13 protein-coding genes are annotated in these 17,422 nt (G+C 62.6%); 4 read left to right on the plus strand and 9 right to left on the minus strand.

What is annotated here, in order from left to right; all coding sequences use genetic code 11:
* The first annotated feature begins 117 nt into the window (after window positions 1-117).
* The gene (locus tag BW970_RS18140) at window positions 118-438 is read left to right on the plus strand and encodes an H-NS histone family protein (protein WP_076534091.1); all 321 of its coding nucleotides are present in this window, start codon (window positions 118-120) and stop codon (window positions 436-438) included.
* Between the two features lie 28 nt (window positions 439-466).
* Here BW970_RS18140 and BW970_RS18145 read toward each other — a convergent pair whose 3' ends face one another.
* Complete coding sequence (locus BW970_RS18145) at window positions 467-2,962, minus strand: cation:proton antiporter (RefSeq protein WP_076534093.1); 2,496 nt, start codon at window positions 2,960-2,962, stop codon at window positions 467-469.
* A 397-nt stretch (window positions 2,963-3,359) separates the two neighbouring features.
* Here BW970_RS18145 and BW970_RS18150 point away from each other — a divergent pair, with 397 nt between their 5' ends.
* Window positions 3,360-4,214, plus strand: a complete 855-nt coding sequence (locus tag BW970_RS18150; protein WP_076534095.1) for a universal stress protein — start codon at window positions 3,360-3,362, stop codon at window positions 4,212-4,214.
* Window positions 4,215-4,270: 56 nt separating this feature from the next.
* Complete coding sequence (locus tag BW970_RS18155; protein ID WP_076534097.1) at window positions 4,271-6,100, plus strand: SLC13 family permease; 1,830 nt, start codon at window positions 4,271-4,273, stop codon at window positions 6,098-6,100.
* A gap of 45 nt (window positions 6,101-6,145) precedes the next feature.
* Here the strand turns inward: BW970_RS18155 and BW970_RS18160 are convergent, their stop codons facing one another.
* The 5 genes from BW970_RS18160 to BW970_RS18175 all read right to left on the minus strand — a co-directional run bounded on the left by BW970_RS18160 (window position 6,146) and on the right by BW970_RS18175 (window position 12,791).
* Complete coding sequence (locus BW970_RS18160) at window positions 6,146-8,875, minus strand: cation-transporting P-type ATPase (protein ID WP_076534099.1); 2,730 nt, start codon at window positions 8,873-8,875, stop codon at window positions 6,146-6,148.
* 91 nt (window positions 8,876-8,966) lie between these two features.
* Window positions 8,967-9,299, minus strand: a complete 333-nt coding sequence (locus BW970_RS18165; RefSeq protein ID WP_076534101.1) for a hypothetical protein — start codon at window positions 9,297-9,299, stop codon at window positions 8,967-8,969.
* Window positions 9,300-9,488: 189 nt separating this feature from the next.
* Window positions 9,489-9,653: a hypothetical protein gene (locus BW970_RS20955; protein WP_007803240.1), complete on the minus strand. Its 165-nt coding sequence runs from the start codon at window positions 9,651-9,653 to the stop codon at window positions 9,489-9,491.
* Between the two features lie 392 nt (window positions 9,654-10,045).
* A complete protein-coding gene (locus BW970_RS18170) occupies window positions 10,046-10,519 on the minus strand; it encodes a hypothetical protein (protein WP_076534104.1) in 474 nt (157 codons plus the stop codon).
* A 100-nt stretch (window positions 10,520-10,619) separates the two neighbouring features.
* Entirely contained in the window at window positions 10,620-12,791 is a 2,172-nt protein-coding gene (locus BW970_RS18175; RefSeq protein WP_076534181.1) for a ParB/RepB/Spo0J family partition protein, read from the minus strand.
* A gap of 212 nt (window positions 12,792-13,003) precedes the next feature.
* Between BW970_RS18175 and BW970_RS20365 the strand changes: the two genes are divergently transcribed.
* A protein-coding gene (locus tag BW970_RS20365) for an IS5 family transposase (RefSeq protein ID WP_234978505.1) occupies window positions 13,004-13,773 on the plus strand; the annotation gives its coding sequence in 2 pieces (ribosomal slippage) (window positions 13,004-13,340 and window positions 13,340-13,773; 771 coding nt in all).
* On the opposite strand, the gene BW970_RS18190 is transcribed toward BW970_RS20365, so the two are convergent.
* The 3 genes from BW970_RS18190 to repA form a co-directional block, all read right to left on the minus strand.
* Window positions 13,704-14,897, minus strand: a complete 1,194-nt coding sequence (locus BW970_RS18190) for a helix-turn-helix domain-containing protein (RefSeq protein ID WP_076534109.1) — start codon at window positions 14,895-14,897, stop codon at window positions 13,704-13,706. The genes BW970_RS20365 and BW970_RS18190 overlap by 70 nt on opposite strands.
* A 203-nt stretch (window positions 14,898-15,100) precedes the next feature.
* A complete protein-coding gene (locus BW970_RS18195; protein ID WP_076534111.1) occupies window positions 15,101-16,030 on the minus strand; it encodes a ParB/RepB/Spo0J family partition protein in 930 nt (309 codons plus the stop codon).
* The gene (gene repA / locus BW970_RS18200; protein ID WP_159441474.1) at window positions 16,020-17,165 is read right to left on the minus strand and encodes a plasmid partitioning protein RepA; all 1,146 of its coding nucleotides are present in this window, start codon (window positions 17,163-17,165) and stop codon (window positions 16,020-16,022) included. Before repA ends, BW970_RS18195 begins: the two co-directional genes overlap by 11 nt.
* Between the last annotated feature and the right edge of the window lie 257 nt (window positions 17,166-17,422).

The following is a 17,422-nucleotide window of genomic DNA, read 5'->3' on the forward strand; positions in this document are numbered from 1 at the left end:
GTCCTGTAGGTCGGGGGTGTAGGTCTGCTCATGTATCCCAGCTACCACGCTGGATTCATGAGATGAATCCCACACGGGATTTGTGCAACAGAGCCATTCAGGACACGGACCGCATCAATGGCTGAGTACGACCTCGAGGCACTGTCGCTCAGCGAGATGAAGAAAATGCAGAAGGACGTCGCCAAGGCGATTTCCACTTACGAGGATCGGCAGAAGGCGGAAGCCCGCGCCAGGGTGGAAGCTCTCGCCCGGGATCTGGGCTACTCCCTCGCCGAACTTGTCGGCACCGAGACGAAATCCTCCCGTGCGCCTGCCGTGGCGAAATACCGGCATCCTGAGAATCCGGCGCTCACCTGGTCCGGTCGGGGGCGCAAACCGCAGTGGTTCGTTGAGGCTCTAGCGGTAGGACAAACGGCTGAGAGCCTGTCCGCCGGGTAAACGTCATAGGCAGACGATCTCTGCGTGCCTACAGCCCCAACGCTTCCGTTGAAAGCCCCCGTTTCTCGGCGCTTTCCCTGACGGCAGAGCGCAGTGCATCGCTCTTCTCCAGCAAGCGGCGAAAGCGTGCCTCGTCCAACACAAGCAGGGTCGAATGGGTGATCGCGGTGATCTGGGTCCTTCGAACCTGTCGACTGAGAAGCGACAATTGCCCGAACATCTCGCCGCGACCGAGCTTGCTTTTCTGACCCGCCGTCTCGACCTCCACGGCCCCTGACGCGATGAAGCAGACTTCGCGCGGAATGTCACCTTTGCGCATGAGCACTTCGCCGGGCTGAACGTAACGTGCCCTGAGCGTGCGGGCGAGTCGGGCACGGCTTTGATCCTCCATGTTGGCAAAAAGCGGAAACTGGCGCACCAGTTCGGTCTTCTGCACTGCAAGGTCGAGCGCGGGGCGGGTTTCCGCGCGTTTCCGCTTCTCGCCCAGCTCCTGCTTGAGCGTGGTGTACAGTTCGCGGCCAATAAGGCCATCCTGATAGAGAATGTCGTATTCGCGCTCTTCCAGCCGGAGCGATGTACGGCGGATAAAGCGGCGTTCGATCTCTTCGGCATAACCGGGATATTGCAGACGAAGCCCGTCCAGCGCTGATTGGGTTTCCTCCTCGCGACGCTTCAGCAGCTCATGCAGGAGATCGGCCACACGGCGGCCATGGATGCGCCGGATCTTGCCATCGATATACCCGTGCAGATCCCGCAAGGTGAGCCGCTGATTGAGCAGAATCTCGAAGCGGTCAGCTGTCATCCGGCCCAGCGAGCCCGAAATCCGCAGCCGGTTGTGAAGGAAAATCGCCAAGCGATACCAGCGGCCCTGCGCAAGACTCAGGCGCCCCGTCGTTCGGTATTCATCGCGCCCGCCTGCCCGTGTACGTTCGATCAACCGGTCGGCGTCTGACAGCATCTGTTCGGCCAGTCGTGCCGATATCTGCTGTTCCCGAAATGCCTCGAGGATCATGTCCCGCTCGCGCCCGGCAAGCGCGACAAGGCCAAGGGTGATCCTGTCGCGATCCGGGATCTCGTCGACCCCCTCCGCCTTCGACATCGCGCTGTCCAGACGTTCGGCAAAGCGCTTAGCCTCGGATCGTACGATCTCTCGCGTCAGTTCATGGCGCTGCGCGGTGTTCGCAACTTCCTCGCGCACGTTTTCGAGGGCGACGGCGATCACCTGGTTCGACAGAGCGCGATCCAGTCGCGACAGCTTGTCGAGACCGAGAAGCGAGATGATCCAGCGCAGGGTCGTTCCCTGAAACAGGAGCGTGTAGAGCGTGAATCCGGTTGCCAGAATGCCGACCTCGCGCTTGATCTCGATTGGCACGCGCAGGTTTTCGGTCACGGCCAGCGCAAGAGCCAGGGTAACGGCGCCGCGCAGGCCACCCCAGAGGATGGCGACCCGGTAAGGTCGGTCCACCCGTGGCGAGAGCTTCATTGCGGTCAGCAGCGGAAGAACAAGATACAGCATGAAAAGCCGGGCCGCCGTGGCCGCCAGGATCACCACCCCGATCAGTGCGAGGTCGCGAAGCTGCACGTCCCCCAGAAGACGCGGCACAAGGAACGCGGCCAGAAGGAAGATGAGCGCACCGGCCCAATGCGCCAGAACATCCCAGACCTCGCGCAGGTTGGTCCAGTTGCCGGGCGAAAGGCGGCCGGGGCCGAGGTAGTTCAAGGTCATCCCGGCCATGACCACCGCGATCACGCCCGAGACGCCGAGGATCTGGTCGGCCACCAGATAGGTGACATAAGGCAGGGCGACGCTCAGCGAGACCTGCGCCAGGGGATAGCGGCTCATCAGCCCGAACAGTGCGATGCAGATCCGCGCGAAGATCCAGCCGATGCCGATCCCGCCGAAGACCAGCGTCGGAAAGCCCACCAGCGCGTCGCGCAGCGTGGGGTTGGGCACGCCCAGCATGACGAAGGTCAGGAAGAAGCCGAACAGCGCGATGGCAGCGGCGTCGTTCAGCAGGCTCTCGCCCTCGACGATCCGGGTCAGGCGTTGGGGAGCGGCGATGTTGCGGAAGATACTGACCACCGCCGAAGGATCGGTCGTCGCGACGATCGCGCCCAGCATCAGGCAGGCCATCAGCGGCAGTGTGGTGAAAGGGGTCAGCGCGAAGCCGATGGCGAAGGTCGCGACCACCACTGCGAGCACTGCCATGACAAGGATCGGCACCCAGTCATCGGCCATCCGGCGCAGGTTCAGCCCCAACGAGACCTGAAACAACAAAGTTGGCAGAAGGACGTAAAGGAAGACGCTGGCGCGGATGTTGAACTCGAACAGTTCGACAGCCAGAGGCAAGCCCAGAAGTTCGCGGCCGTGATCGACCAGGAGAACGGCTGCAAGGCCAATCAGGGTTCCGATAAGTGCCAGCACCACCGTGTAGGGCAGCCGGGCGCGGTCGGCCAGAGGCTCGCTCAGGGAGATAACAACAAAGAGCGCGGCAACGATGCCGACGAGCGAGATGACATCCATGACATGGCCGATGACCGCAGGCGCGGCTTTGGTGGAAAGATGGTTGGGAAGCCCTTTCCTGAATGCGGTTTTTTCGGGCTATCGTCAATCCCCGCGCCCGTCAGGGTTTGACACCAGATGCTTGATTTCACGCATCAATCCGGTGGCGTCCGCGGCATCCCAGCCGACGTGCGCGCCCTCTGACCGGACGATACGGGCTCCACCAGGTTCCGCGGCGCGATGCAGCTTCCGGTCATACAAGCCACTATTGCCAGCATGGCCCGGGTGATTGCCATCATGACTGTGACAAAGGCGCCCGCTGACACCTTTGGCTGGTCAGGGTTTCCGGGTTTTCATGCGGGAATTTCAATGTCATACTAAGGGAATGCCGAGAAATTAACCAGAATCCGCCGGAGCCATGCTCAAATCCATCCTCGTCGCCTCCGATCTCTCCTCCCGCGCGAAACCCGCAGTACAGCGGGCCGTTCAACTAGCAGATGCGACCGGCGCGAAACTTGCCGTGTTGCATGTCGTCGAGGATGATCTTGTCGAGAGCCGAGTGCGCGAGGAAATCTCCAACGCCGAGACCTTCCTGTCGGACCAGATCGCAGGCCTTGGCGCCCCATCGCACGTAGAGGTCGCCGTTGTTACGGGCCATGCCTTTCACACCATAGGGGAGGAAGCCCGGGCCCGCGAAGCGGATCTGATCGTGATGGGTGCACACAGGCGCCAATTCCTGCGCGATGTCTTCGTCGGCACGACGATCGAGCGTGTCACCCGCACAGCGGGGCGGCCGGTCCTGATGGCCAACTCCAAAACCGGCGAGCGCTGGCGGAAGGTGTTCATCGCCACCGACATGTCGGACGCATCGGGCTATGCCGCCCGCAAGGCACATGAGCTGGGCCTGCTGGACGGTGCCGATGTCACCTTCGTTCATGGCTACGCGCCGATCACGCGCCAGATGATGACCCATGCCGGCATCCCGACCGAGCGGGTCCATGCGGAAGCCGAGAAAGAATTCCAGTCGACACGTCGCGAGCTTGGTCGGTTCATTCAGAGCCTCGATCTTGGAGATCTGAGCTACAATGCCCGGATCATCGAGGGTGTCGGCGCGGACGCCATCGCCGGACTTGTGGAACAGGCGAAGCCCGACCTTCTTGTCATCGGAACGCGCGGGCTGTCCGGCGTCAGACGGCTGTTTCTGGGCAGCGTGGCACAGGAACTGATGGGCAGTGTCGAGATCGACGTGCTCGCAGTTCCGCCACAGGCATGATCTGCGCCATCACTCATTTCCCGAGCCGAACCGCGCCACTGCGCGGGGTGTAGCCGATGTCCCCGCTTGCGATGGTGCTGGCCCTGCTGGGCGCGGCTGTGGTCATGTTCGCGCTCAACCGGCCGCGCATGGATGTGGTGGCGGTGATCATGATGGTCGCGCTGCCGATGACCGGCGTGATCACCATGTCCGAGGCATTGGTGGGCCTGTCGGACCCGAACATCGTGTTGATCGCGGCCCTGTTCGTGATCGGCGAGGCGCTGGTGCGCACCGGCGTTGCGCAGCGTCTGGGCGACTGGCTGACCGCACGCGCCGGTGCCAGCGAGGCGAAGCTGATCTTCCTGTTGATGGTGATCGTGGCAGGCGTCGGGTCGTTCATGTCTTCGACCGGGGTGGTGGCGATCTTCATCCCAATCGTGCTGCGCATCGCCCGCAATGCCCGCATCCCTGCGGGCCGGTTGATGATGCCGCTCTCGATGGCCGCGCTGATCAGCGGGATGATGACGCTGGTCGCCACTGCGCCCAATCTGGTCGTACATTCCGAACTGATGCGGCAGGGGCACGAGGGCTTCGGTTTCTTCGCCTTCACCCCCTTCGGCGTCCCGATCCTGGTGCTGGCGATCCTCTACATGCTGGTCGCGCGTCGGTTTCTGGCGCCGGGCCCCGCGCCCGAACTGCCCGAACGCGCAGCGCTGACCGGCTGGGTCGCGGACTACGGCCTTGCCGGCCGCGAGCACCGGCTGCAGCTGCGCGCGGGGTCCGACCTCGTGGGCCAACGGCTGGACGCGCTGGACCTGCGCGCCAGCGCGGGCATCAACATCATCGCCATCGAGCGCGACAGCCGGTTCCGCCGCAAGCTGATCCACCCCCGCGCCGAGACGGCGCTGGAAGCTGGCGACATCCTGCTGATCGACCGGCGCGCAAACGGGGCATCGGGCTTCGATCTCGACGCCTTCGCGCAGGCGCATGATCTGATCGCGCTGCCGGTCTCGGGGCGGTGGTTCACAGACACGGCGCAGGAAATCGGCATGGCGCAGATCATCGTGCCGCCGACGTCGCGCCTGATCGGCAAGACGGTCACGCAGGCCCGGTTCCGCAGCACCCATGATCTGTCGGTCATCGGCATGAAGCACGGCACGAAACCCGTGCCCGACAGCGTGATCGACGAGCCGCTGCGCCCTGGCGACACGCTGCTGACCGTCGGTCCCTGGCGCGCGATCCGCAAGCTGGCGGACGAGCGGCGCGATCTGGTTCTGCTCGATCTGCCGGCCGAGTCGGACGAGGCCGTGCCCGCGCGCCACCGTGCGCCGCTGGCCGTGGGCGTGCTGGCGCTGGTGGTGGTGCTGATGGTCTGGGGGATCGTGCCGAACGTGCAGGCGGCGCTGTTCGGTTGCCTGTTGCTGGGGCTCTTCCGCTGCATCGACATGGCGGGCGCGTATCGCTCGATCCACTGGCAGAGCCTGATCCTGATCGTCGGCATGCTGCCCTTCTCGCTGGCGCTGCAGCGCACCGGCGGGGTCGAGATTGCGGCACTGGCGCTGCTCGGCGCGCTGGACGGGGCCTCGCCGCAGGTGGTGCTGGCCGCGATCTTCGCGGTTACCGGGCTGCTGGGGCTGTTCATCTCCAACACGGCAACGGCTGTCCTGATGGCCCCGGTGGCGCTGGCTGTCGCCAGCGCTCTCGACGCCTCTCCCTATCCCTTTGCCATGACCGTGGCGCTCGCTGCCTCGGCAGCCTTCATGACTCCCGTCTCGTCACCGGTGAACACGCTGGTCGTCGGGCCGGGCAACTACCGCTTCACCGATTTCCTTCGGATCGGCGTACCATTCGCGGGCATTTGCCTGCTCACCAGTGTCTTGCTGGTGCCCGTGATCATGCCGTTCTGACAGCGGGGGCGTTCTGGGCGCAGCCTGTCGAGGCTAGCGGGGTGGCTAGTCATCCTGAAAGCGGTCGCGGATGAAGTGCTTCTCGACCTCGAGAAGCACGAAGCTCGCCGCCCCGAGCGCGATGATCAATGCCCCCTCGCCGAGTGTCAGCGGGCGCGATCCGAAGATCGTGTTCATGACCGGCAGGTAGGTGAAGGCAAGCTGCCCGACCACAACGACCGCCAGCGCAATCCACACCGGCGTCGTGCCCTTCACCCCTGTATAGGTGAAGGACGTCATGTGCAGGAACCGCACGCTGAAGAGATAGAAGATCTCCAGCACCACCAGCGTGTTCACCACCATGGTCCGGGCGGTTTCCAGATCGCGACCCAGGTTCAGCGCCCAGAAGTACACGCCCAGAGAGATCGCCGCAAACAGGAGCGAGACCACGATCACCCGCCAGAGGATGAAGGGCGTGAGCAGGCCCGCGTTCGGCCGGCGCGGCAGGCGGCGCATGACCCCGGGTTCGGAAGGTTCGAAAGCAAGCGCAAGGCCAAGCGTCGCGGCAAGGATCAGGTTGACCCAAAGGATCTGGACCGGTGTCATCGGCATGGCGAAGTTGAACAGGATCGCGATGACCACGGTCAGCGCCTCGCCACCGTTGGTTGGCAGCGTCCAGCCCACGACCTTGCGGATGTTGTCATGAACGGTGCGGCCTTCATGGACGGCCGCGACGATCGAGGCGAAGTTGTCGTCCATCAGCACCATTTCCGAGGCCTCCTTGGCGGCCTCGGTGCCCTTGACGCCCATCGCGATGCCGACATCCGCCTGCTTGAGCGAAGGCGCGTCGTTGACGCCATCCCCTGTCATGGCGACGACCCGCCCCTCGGCCTGAAGCGCCTGCACGATGCGCAGCTTGTGCTCGGGGCTGGTACGGGCGAACACGACCGTTTCACGGACGGCCCGGGCGAAGTCCTCCCCCGACACCTGGTCAAGGTCATGTCCTGTCAGCACGACCGGATCCTCACCCAGCCCAAGCTGACGCGCGATGGCCTTGGCGGTGGCGGCGTGGTCGCCGGTGATCATGCGCACCGCGATCCCAGCCGAGGCGCATTCAGCAATCGCGCGGATCGCCTCGTCCCGCGGCGGGTCGATGAAACCCACGATGCCAAGGAACGTCAGCCCGGTTTCGACATCGGGAAAATCGATGCGCTCCGTTCCTTCGGGTAGATGCCGCATGGCAAAGCCAAGAACCCGCTCACCCTGCGCCGCGGCTTCCGCGATCCGGTCCGACCAGTACTCCGCATCCAGCGCGGTCGGCCCGTCCGGGGCCTCCTGTCTCGTGCACATGGCCAGAACGGCCTCGGGCGCGCCCTTGATCAGCACCACGGGCTCGGCCAGCGACATCTTGTGCAAGGTCGCCATGAAGCGATGCGCGGCATCGAAGGGGATCTCGTCCAGACGCGGCCATTCCGCACGCTCGTTCTCGGGATCGAAAGCGGCCTTCATCGCCAGGGTGACAAGCGCCCCCTCCATAGGGTCGCCCTCGACATGCCATTCCGCCCCGTCGGCGCGCAGCCGGGCGTCGTTGCACAGCAGGCCTGTGCGGATCAGCGACAGGGAAGTAGCGTGGCCCGCAGGACTGCGGGGGCCAGTGTCTTCAAACAGCCGATGCTCACCGGGATTGTAGCCCGAGCCCTCCACGAAAATCGCTTGCCCCGGTGTGACGACCCGGCGGACGGTCATTTCATTGCGGGTCAGCGTCCCGGTCTTGTCCGAACAGATGACGGAGGTGGCCCCGAGCGTCTCGACCGCCGGAAGGCGGCGGATCACGGCGTTTCGCGCCGCCATCCGCTGCACGCCGATGGCCAGCGTGATGGTGATGACGGCTGGCAATCCCTCGGGCACCAGGCTGACCGCCAATGCGACAACAGCCATCAGCGCCTCGTCCCACTGGTAGCCGCGTAGCGTGATCGCAAATAAGAACAGCACCGCAGCACCGACAAAGGCGAAACGGGTGAAGCGCTGGCCGAAACGGTTGATCTGCCGCAAAAGCGGCGTGGTGAGTTCCTCGACGCCGCCCAGCAGCTCGCTGATGCGCCCGATCTCGGTCTGCAGCCCGGTCGCGAAAACGATGCCGGTTCCTTGCCCGGTGGCGACAAATGTGCCGGAAAACGCCAGCGACCGCCTGTCACCGAGAGCCGCGTTCGCGTCGACCGGATCGGTATGTTTCGTCGCCGCCACGGACTCGCCGGTCAGGATGGCCTCATCGATCCGCAGGCTGCGGGCGCGCAACAGGCGCAAGTCGGCAGGAACCCGGTCGCCCGCCTCGATCAGGACGACGTCGCCGGGGACAAGATCGGCCTGGGGAACGCTGACGCGCTGGCCGTCGCGCAGCACACTGGCGCGTGGCGCAATCATGCTGCGGATCGCGGCCAGCGCATCCTCGGCCTTGCCCTCTTGCAGGAAGCCCACGATTGCGTTGACCAGGACAACCGCCAGGATCACGCCCGTATCGATGAGATGCCCCAGCACCGCAGCTGCTGCGGCCCCCATCAGCATGAAATAGATCAGCGCGTTATTGAAATGGGCAAGGAAGCGAAGGACCGGGTGGCGCCGCGTGCCGGTGGGGATCGAATTGGGACCATGCTGTCGCAGGCGCCGATCGGCTTCATCAGCGCTCAGCCCATGCGTGGTCGAAGCAAGGTCTTCCACGACATGCGCCGCATCCCGGTCGTGCGCGGTGCGAAACGTCCGATAGCCTTCTTGAGCGGCGGAATCAGCAAGATCGAGCATTCAAGACTCCAACGACGGGCGAGAAAAGACGGGTCGTCCAATCATAGACACCCGTCACATTTCTGCGAGCAAATTGATTGGGTTGGGACGATTAAGACCCGAAGAGGGGGTTGCCGAAAATTATGGCAATCAGATTGCCGACCTGTATGCCGGCGAGATGCAGAAAGATCGCCTCAAGGAAGGCGATGGACCACATGCGCTTTGCAAAGACTCCATCGTAATATGACCAGACGACGGCGACGATATAGGACACGCCATTCAGTTTGAGGTTGGCATCGGGGTCATCGCCGAGCATCAAGTAAAGGGCAGTACCCAATAGAACGGCGCGCCACATCAGGCTCCCAGCAGCCGCCAACCCCCCTTGGTGTAGGCCAGTCTCTGCCAGTCTTCTCAGAATGTTGTCGGAAGGGCGCAGCTCTCTCATGCAGGTTTTTTTACCATGAAGTCTCACACTGCGCCACCGCGCACTGCTTTGGCCACATGTGAGCCACCAACGGGTGACCTTATGATGAGAAGGCGACGATACGAAGCCGCTGGTCACGCCGGTTGGACGATACAACGCCCGGAGGCGCACCTTCGCCGTGCCGGGCCTTCGGCAAGTGAGGCCGAAGCCTCACCCGAAGGGATCGTATTCCGAGACGATCACGACCTCGTCGCCGTCGATTTCATCGGCGGGGACGGCGCCGAAGGTTCCATCCCCTGCCTGGAAGACGACGATTGAGACCATGAGCGTGGCGGCGAGGGAGGCGGCGAAGGCGTGAGCATCTTTGCGGGACATCTGTTTGGCTCCTGTCTTGGAGGCGGGGGACCATCCCCCGCGCGACAGGACCCCGCAGGCCCGAAGACTGGCTGACATCACCGGGTGCGTTCGGCTCGCCCGAATCCACCCGGCGGCACGGGCTCGCCCGTAGTCCGACCCCTTTGCGGGTTGATCTCGAAGACAGGATTCGGGGCAAGGAAGGGAATGGCGAGCGGGGGATGGTGCCCTGACGACTGGAGCCAATTGTCCCGCTGATGCTTCTAACGCCGCCAGCCTCCCGGGCAGGCTCTTGGTTGAAGACTTCCGTATTGGGGGATGGATCCTTTGGTGCCCCGCGACAGCGCGGGAAGAGGTTCAAGTGGTCGGTGAGAGGCCGGCTCTTCGGCAGGCCCCTCACGCCTTGTCAGGGCTCAGGCGGCCAGATCCGCGCCCCCTGCCCTATCGCCGTCGTCGGCATCGACGATCTCGAGCCGCGCGTTGCTATAGCCCTCCCGCGAGATCCAGAGCTCGGCCGCGGTAATGGACTCCGCCAGATGCAGAAGCTCGGTGTTACCACCGAAATCCAGCAGCACGCGGACCTGCCCGGGCTTCGGTTCCTCGGCCACCTGGAAGATCAGTCGACTGTCAGCCGAATGACTGCGCATGATCGTGACGAGGATCACCCCGTCCGAGGAGAAGTTGCCCTCATGCAGCGTGAAGGAGGCCGGTGCCGTCCATGTCGGATAGACCTTGGGCGGTTCCTTCTTCACAAGGCGGCCAACGCCGTTCGAGCGCTCCCAGGCTGCGAGCTTCTTGGTGAAACGTGCCGGCGGCTTGGGACTGCCGTCGGTGTAACGGATCAGCGCCCCCAAAGGGGCTGTGTCGATGATGTTTGTTGCAGACATGATTCCTCATCCCGAATGCGAGTATCCGCATTCATCATATTGATATTGCTGTGTTTTGTGAGAGAAGAGGGCGGGTTTCCCCGCCCCCGGATGGCTCAGATCATTCCGCGGCCATCATCGCCGCGGCGCTGTCCGGCAAATCGACCATCAGGAAGGCCGGGAGATCGACATCCTCAGGCTCGCCCGCGTCCTCCCCCTGCCTTTCTCCGACCGCCTCGCCGTCGAGCGCCACGACATCAGTCCGGCGCAGGACCTCGGGCAACCAGCCGCTTCCCTTGAGGAGCCGCTCGGCTTCTGTGGCCATCTCACCCTTCTTCAGGTGATCGAGAAGCTGTGCGGTCCCCTCCCCTTTCGCCTCGCGCACGGCCTCGAGGATCCGTACCTTGGGCACACGGTTGAGGTAGCCATCGACCGTCGGCTCCCATCCCGCCTCGACCATGTCGAGATCGACCGCACGGGCTACCAGATCGGCATGGGCCATGCGTCGGGTCAGGCCGCTGGCCGAGATGCCAGCACCATAGGGGTTCACCTTCTCATGGAGCGCGTTGATGCCGAAGCTGAGGCAATGCGCCAGGAGCGCCAAACGGCTGCCTTGGTCGAGGACCGCCAGATAGTCCCAGAGCGCGGCATCGTCACCGAGGGGCAGATCAGACTCCCAGGCAGCGTGACGCTCATCGACCAGCTTTGCGACGACGCTGTCCTTGAGATCGGGCGCCTGCGCCGACATGTAGACGTGGCGCACCGAGGCTTCGAGGCAGCTGCCCATCGCAGAGGAGGTGCGGAAGGTGTCCTTCACCAGCTTCAGGAGCAGGAGTGTCAACGCGACGTCCGGCGAACGCCCGATGGCCTCACGCAGCGCGAGGGTCCGGTGGGCGGTCAATTCCATGACCAGCCGTTCGGGCAGCGGCTTCAGCGCGCTGTCGTCCTCATCCTCGGTCGGATCGGCGCCGATCGGCTGACCACCCGAAGTGATGACGGTGCCCCCGGCGGAGGTCGCCGACGGTTTCCAACTGGAAACACCGACATCACCCCCCTGCCCCATGGCATCCGCGCCATCACCATCCTGGACCGCGGTCTCCTCGCACGGCTCATCCTCGGGCCGGACATAGCCACGGTAGACCGCAAGACTGCCATCCCGATCCAGCGTGACGAAGACGCCAGCGCGCCCGATCTCGGCCGGGTCGTAGATCAGCGGCCGCTGCTCCAGCGCTTCCATCGCCGTTTCGAGCTGGCCAAGCCGGGCGTCGATCTCCTCGGGGTATTCGTCTTGGCCGGAATACTCTTCCTCCAGCGCGCGGTACTCGGCGAGGAGCACAGCGTGGGCCGCGCTTTCCTCCTCGGTCATCGGCGCAGGATCACCGGCCAGACGCCGCAGACCGTGGCTGTAGCCATAGGGCAGGTCGGTCGCCACCTCGATCCACTTCCAGCCTTCGGAAACGAGCGCTTCGGCTTCGGCCTGGAGCTTCTCGGCGACCAGCCGGTCGAGGAGGGCAGGGTCCTCGAGCCAGCCGCCGTCATCGCCCTGGAAGAGATCGCGCAGCACGATACCGCCTGCCGCCTCATAGGCATCGACACCGACAAAGACCGCGCGACGATCAGACGCCTGGACCGAGGTCTCGGTCAGCATGCGCCGGATGGCATAGGGCTCCTTGTTCCACGAGTTCTTCACAGCCTCCCAGACCTGCGCCTGACGCGCATGATCGGGGTTCACGGTGAAGGCCATCAGCTGTTCCAGCGTCATGCCATCCTCGGCATAGACCTCGAGCAGGGCAGGGGCCACGGACGCGAGTTTCAGGCGCTGCTTGACGATCTGCGGCGTGACGAAGAAGGCCGCCGCAATCGCTTCCTCGCCTTGACCCTTTTCGCGCAGGGCCTGAAACGCGCGGAACTGGTCCAGCGGGTGCAGGGCGACGCGCTGCATGTTCTCCGCCAGCGAGTCGTCCTCGGCGAGGATCTCCGACGCCGTATCCCGCACGATGCAGGGGATCGGCGCGGTCTTGGCCAAACGCTTCTGCTTCACCAGGAGCGATAGCGCCTGGAAGCGGCGGCCGCCGGCCGGGATCTCGAACGTGCCGGTTTCGACCCCGTCGGCATCAAGCACGGGCCGGACGTTCAAGCCCTGCAGCAGGCCGCGCCGCGCGATGTCCTCGGCCAGTTCCTCGACCGAGACGCCGGCCTTGATGCGCCGCACGTTGGACTGGCTCAGCACGAGCTTGTCGAAGGGGATGTCCCGCGACGGGGACAGGGTGACTTTCTGGGCTGCTTTCGCCATCAGATATTCTCCACGACGGGCACCGGAAGCCACTCTCCCGATCTCATTTCCCGTCACCCCTCAAACCCCCAACCTTTCTCTCTCTTCGGCATTCTTGACCGCGGTCAAGAAGTCCAAACTGCATGTTCTATGCGCCTAGGCTCTGGACCCATTAATTGACTTGAGGCTGCCCGGTCTGCGTGATTCAAGCTCCCGAACTGACGGGGGTGATGATGAGCAACCTTTTCTGGCTGACCGACGAGCAGATGGAGCGGTTGAAGCCGTTCTTCCCGAAGAGCCATGGCAAGCCGCGGGTAGATGATCTGCGCGTGTTGAGCGGCATAATCTTCATCAATCGCAATGGCTTGCGTTGGTGTGACGCGCCTCGGGAGTATGGCCCGCCCAAGACCCTCTACAATCGCTGGAAGCGGTGGGGTGACATGGGGGTCTTCGCAAGGATGATGGAGGGACTGGCCTCCGAGGGTGGCGACCAGAATACCATCATGATCGACGCGACCTACCTGAAGGCACACCGCACGGCTTCGAGCCTGCGGGTGAAAAAGGGGGGGCCGGCGATCAGCGCGGGCGTCTGATTGGGCGGACCAAGGGCGGGCTGAACACCAAGTTGCATGCCGTAACCGACGCGAAGGGGCGGCCCCTGAAGTTCTTCATGACCGCTGGCCAGGTGAGTGACTACACCGGAGCCGCCGCCCTGCTGGGCAGTCTGCCAGCCGCCGAATGGATGATCGCGGACCGCGGTTACGACGCCGACTGGTTCCGAGATGCATTGAAAGACAAGGGGATACGTCCATGCATCCCCGGTCGGAAGTCACGCGGCAAGGCCGTCCGATACGACAAGCGGCGCTATCGCCGACGCAACCGCATCGAAATCATGTTCGGTCGGTTGAAAGACTGGCGCAGAGTCGCAACACGCTATGACAGATGCGCCAAGACCTTCCTGTCCGCAGTAGCACTCGCGGCCACCGTCATGTTCTGGCTTTGAAAATCAATGAGTCTGGACCCTAGGATCGTTTCAAAGTATGCCTCGGGCTGCCTGATCGTTTCTCCTTTCCCCAACAGGTAATCTAAGATCACTAGAAGCCGTCCAGCGCCGGTTTTCTGGAGGCCACGCATCAGCTTTTCCTGGCGTATTCTAAGCAATCGCCCGATATCGAAGAGAACACGGTTGAGGGCTTCTCCTGTTCGAGGTGGGTCTGGAAAGTAGTCAGAGACATGTGTGAAGTCTGTCCATGACATTTTTGCAGGGTCTCGGTTCATGGAAGGCCCCGCAATGTTTTGGTCAGCGCTGGTCTGCTTTGCCTGCGCGTCTTTCTTATTAAATTCTTTTTTTATGGACTCTATCTGCCGGTCATTTTGTCCGTTTCTGGCGGACATTTCGCGCGTGCAATCATGGCTGAGGGCTTGGTCGCGTGATTGGATTTCGTCCACGGCCGCGCTTGAACTCTCGCACTCTCCGTAGCTCTGCGCTGCGTTGGCGCCGAGTTCGCGGAGATCAGCGATGATCTGCAAGATTGATTCAACCGTGAGGGTTGCTCGTCGAAGGATGTTCCTGATCGCTCCGAGTGAGGACAACCGCACTTTGTCGAGGCGCTGGTCCTGAAGGAGGGATGCGCGCAGTGCTAGTGCTTCTGCCCTAAGGGAGCGAAGGCGTTCACGTTCTTCCGTGACCTTCGATGCTCTGGCTGCAAGTGCGCCGTGGTTCTGTATCAGTGGGTTCAGGTCGATCCCAAACGCGTCCCGGATGATGCCGCCATACCGCAGGGGGAAGCGTTTGCCGTTTGCCGAGTTCTTCCGGTCGATGAGGCCGGCTGCGTCAAGACGGCCCAAGCAGCGACGTAGGGTCCTCTCATCGACGCCGTTTGCGCGCTCAGACAAGGAGGCGTTGGAGGGGAACACAACGGTAAGTTTGGGTGGGGTCTCACCATTTGTGGTTTGTCGATCACGGGGAAGAAAGCTGATCAGGGCCGTCAAGACTGTGATGTCGTTGCTCGTCAGGCCAAGTTCTTTCCGCAGGGCGCGTACCGGTCCCAGAAGTTCGTAGATAGTAGGGCAGGCAATAGCTCTCGGTTCCGCCATGGCGGTTCGTGTTTGGGTTACATGTCTCATGGTGTTTCGGAAGAAAAAGCTTCCCCGGTCACCGCGAGCGGTGTTGAACTCGATTCGTTTTGGGGGTATCAATCAGGTGTCGAGACTGATTGAGGCCCTTCGGAAGCACCGCTTTCGGGGGGTCTTTCCTTTTCTAGCCGGTCCTCCTTTCGTTTTCTGCTCGTTGCTCTTGATGTCTTGACCGCGGTCAAGACATGGGGTCGTCACTCTGGGCCATCTTGACCGCGGTCAAGAAGCTCGCTGATCAGCTTCCGGATGGCGTCTTCAACGCGCGGGGCAAGGTCAGCGTCCACATCGATGGTGATGCGGTTGCCTTTGCGGCCGATCTTCACGCGCTCACCTTGCTCAACCTTGGGTGTAGTTGCCTTGGTGGCCGTGAGCAGCGTAACCGCTGCGTCAAGTCGGTCTGGGCCTGGCAAGTTGCGGGGAATTTCACGGGCAACTTCTCTGGCTCTCGCGACGTCCTTCTCGCACAGCCTGAAAAGCTTCTCCCAGACTCGCCGACCAACGCCATGTGCAGGTCCGATTGCATGGATCAGCTCCATCGGAATGCCGGTGGCGATACGGTTCATCCGCGAGACGAGCGACTCGTCGATCTGAAGTGCCCGATAGGCGATGGTCTGGGCGTTCTTGCGTGTCTCGTCAGTTTTACCAAGTTCCCGTATGATCCCAGCGACGAACAGGGCCCTCTCGATAAACGAGGGGTCTTGGCGGGCATTGTTCTCTACGCCCTGGGCGATCAGTGCTTCCTCTTCGGTCATCTCCATGACCGTGGCGCGCACTTTCTGACCAAGTTCACGACAGGCGAGAAGCCTGCGGCGTCCATAGACGATCTCAAGTGCCCCGTCTTGGGTTCGGCGGACAAGAACCGGAACCTTTTGCCCGTGCTCACGGATCGACGCGACAAGCTCCTCGAGGCCATCGCTCGGATCGATGCGATCCATGACCGCGGACATTCGCACAGTGCTCGGGTCGATCAAGCGCGTGGCGTGTTTGTCTTCTTCCAACACCGATGCTTGCGCTCGAGCGACAGTTGGGCTCGTGCGCTTCAGATCGATATCCGCATCCTCATCCGACGTTGACGCTTTACCCATCGCGTTCTTGAGTGAGTCCCCGAAGACCTTACGCGCCATGACTACGCCCCCATGCCTTGAGGATTTCGCGCTCAACCTCGTCGGTCACGCGTGAAACCGACTCGATCGCACGCTCGTATGTTCTGCGGTTCACGTCGCGAGGTTCGACCTCAAAGATGCTCTGCTGGGTGTTTGCGGCATCACCTACCGCCGTCGACTTCAGGAACTCGGCAGGGAGGACCGCATCGCCAAGGACCGTCCGAAGCAGAGAAGAGATCTGGACCTGTGGACCGTCGGTGTTCTCGTACCGGGTGATCAGCACCCGAACGAAGTTCAGGCCGTGCTCGGGGGCATGCGCCTCGACGACGCCCATCAGGTTGCTCGCCATGCCGAGAAAGCTAGCCAGAGACATCACATCAAGCATGGACGCGTTGAGCGGGATCAGGACCCCAGTGGAAGCAAAGAGGGCGGAGATCACCGAGAAGTTCAGCTGCGGCGGGGTGTCGAAGATCACCACATCATATCGGCTCAGGACAGGCTCAAGCGCTTCACGGATCCGACTGTGGAAGGTGGTGGCGCCGTGTCTGAAGCTCAAAGCGACCTCGAACTCGTACTCCATGATGTCCATGGAGGCCGGGATCAGATCCACTGTCGGGAAGTTCGTTTTGCGAATGATATCTGAGGCGGGCAGGGGCCCCTCGGATCGGATCAGATCGTAGGAGGTCGGCATGTCCGGATCGAGCTCAGGGGTAACCCCGAACAGGTTTGTCAGACTTGCCTGGCTGTCGAGGTCGATAAGCAGGACCCGATAGCCGCGAAGGCCCAGAAGCTGACCAACATGAGCAACGGTTGACGTTTTTGCGCTGCCGCCCTTCAGGTTGAAGATCGTCACGACCTGGCACGGTTCGCCAGCTCTTCTGTGAGGGTGTTCATCGGGCTTGATCCTACCCGTCTCAAGAAGGACGCGTTGGGCTTCGACCATGTCCTCGGCAGTGAAGCTGCGGCGGTTGCCACCCTCGAGGATGCCTTCCGGAAAGCCTTCGAGATTTGACACATGATGGCGGAAGGTGTTCTGGTTGATCCGAAGCAGATCGGCGGCTTCCCGCATCGCGAAGCGACGGAGACCCTTCTGGGCATCCGGTGGGAACGTCTCCTGCGCGTGTTCACGCAACCGGCTACCGAGCCGCTTGGACATGACATCGAATCTTTGAGATGCCCGTATCCCGCTCATCACTGCCCTCAAGTCTTTATTGTTTTGTAGACCTTAACAGTTTTGGTGAGTAAATCCAGCCCAATCCGTTGAGCGGCCTAGAGGTGTTGAGGCGGCCGATTTCTGACGAGAAAAACGTGAAGTATCAGCGTCTTGGGCGACCTTGTTCGCAGAGCACTTCAACAGTTCGTAGCCCGCGATGTCATGGCCACAACATGTATTGTCGACGCCTATGTAACGCA

Origin of the sequence: Gemmobacter megaterium, assembly GCF_900156815.1 — a bacterium.
Taxonomy (GTDB): domain Bacteria; phylum Pseudomonadota; class Alphaproteobacteria; order Rhodobacterales; family Rhodobacteraceae; genus Wagnerdoeblera; species Wagnerdoeblera megaterium.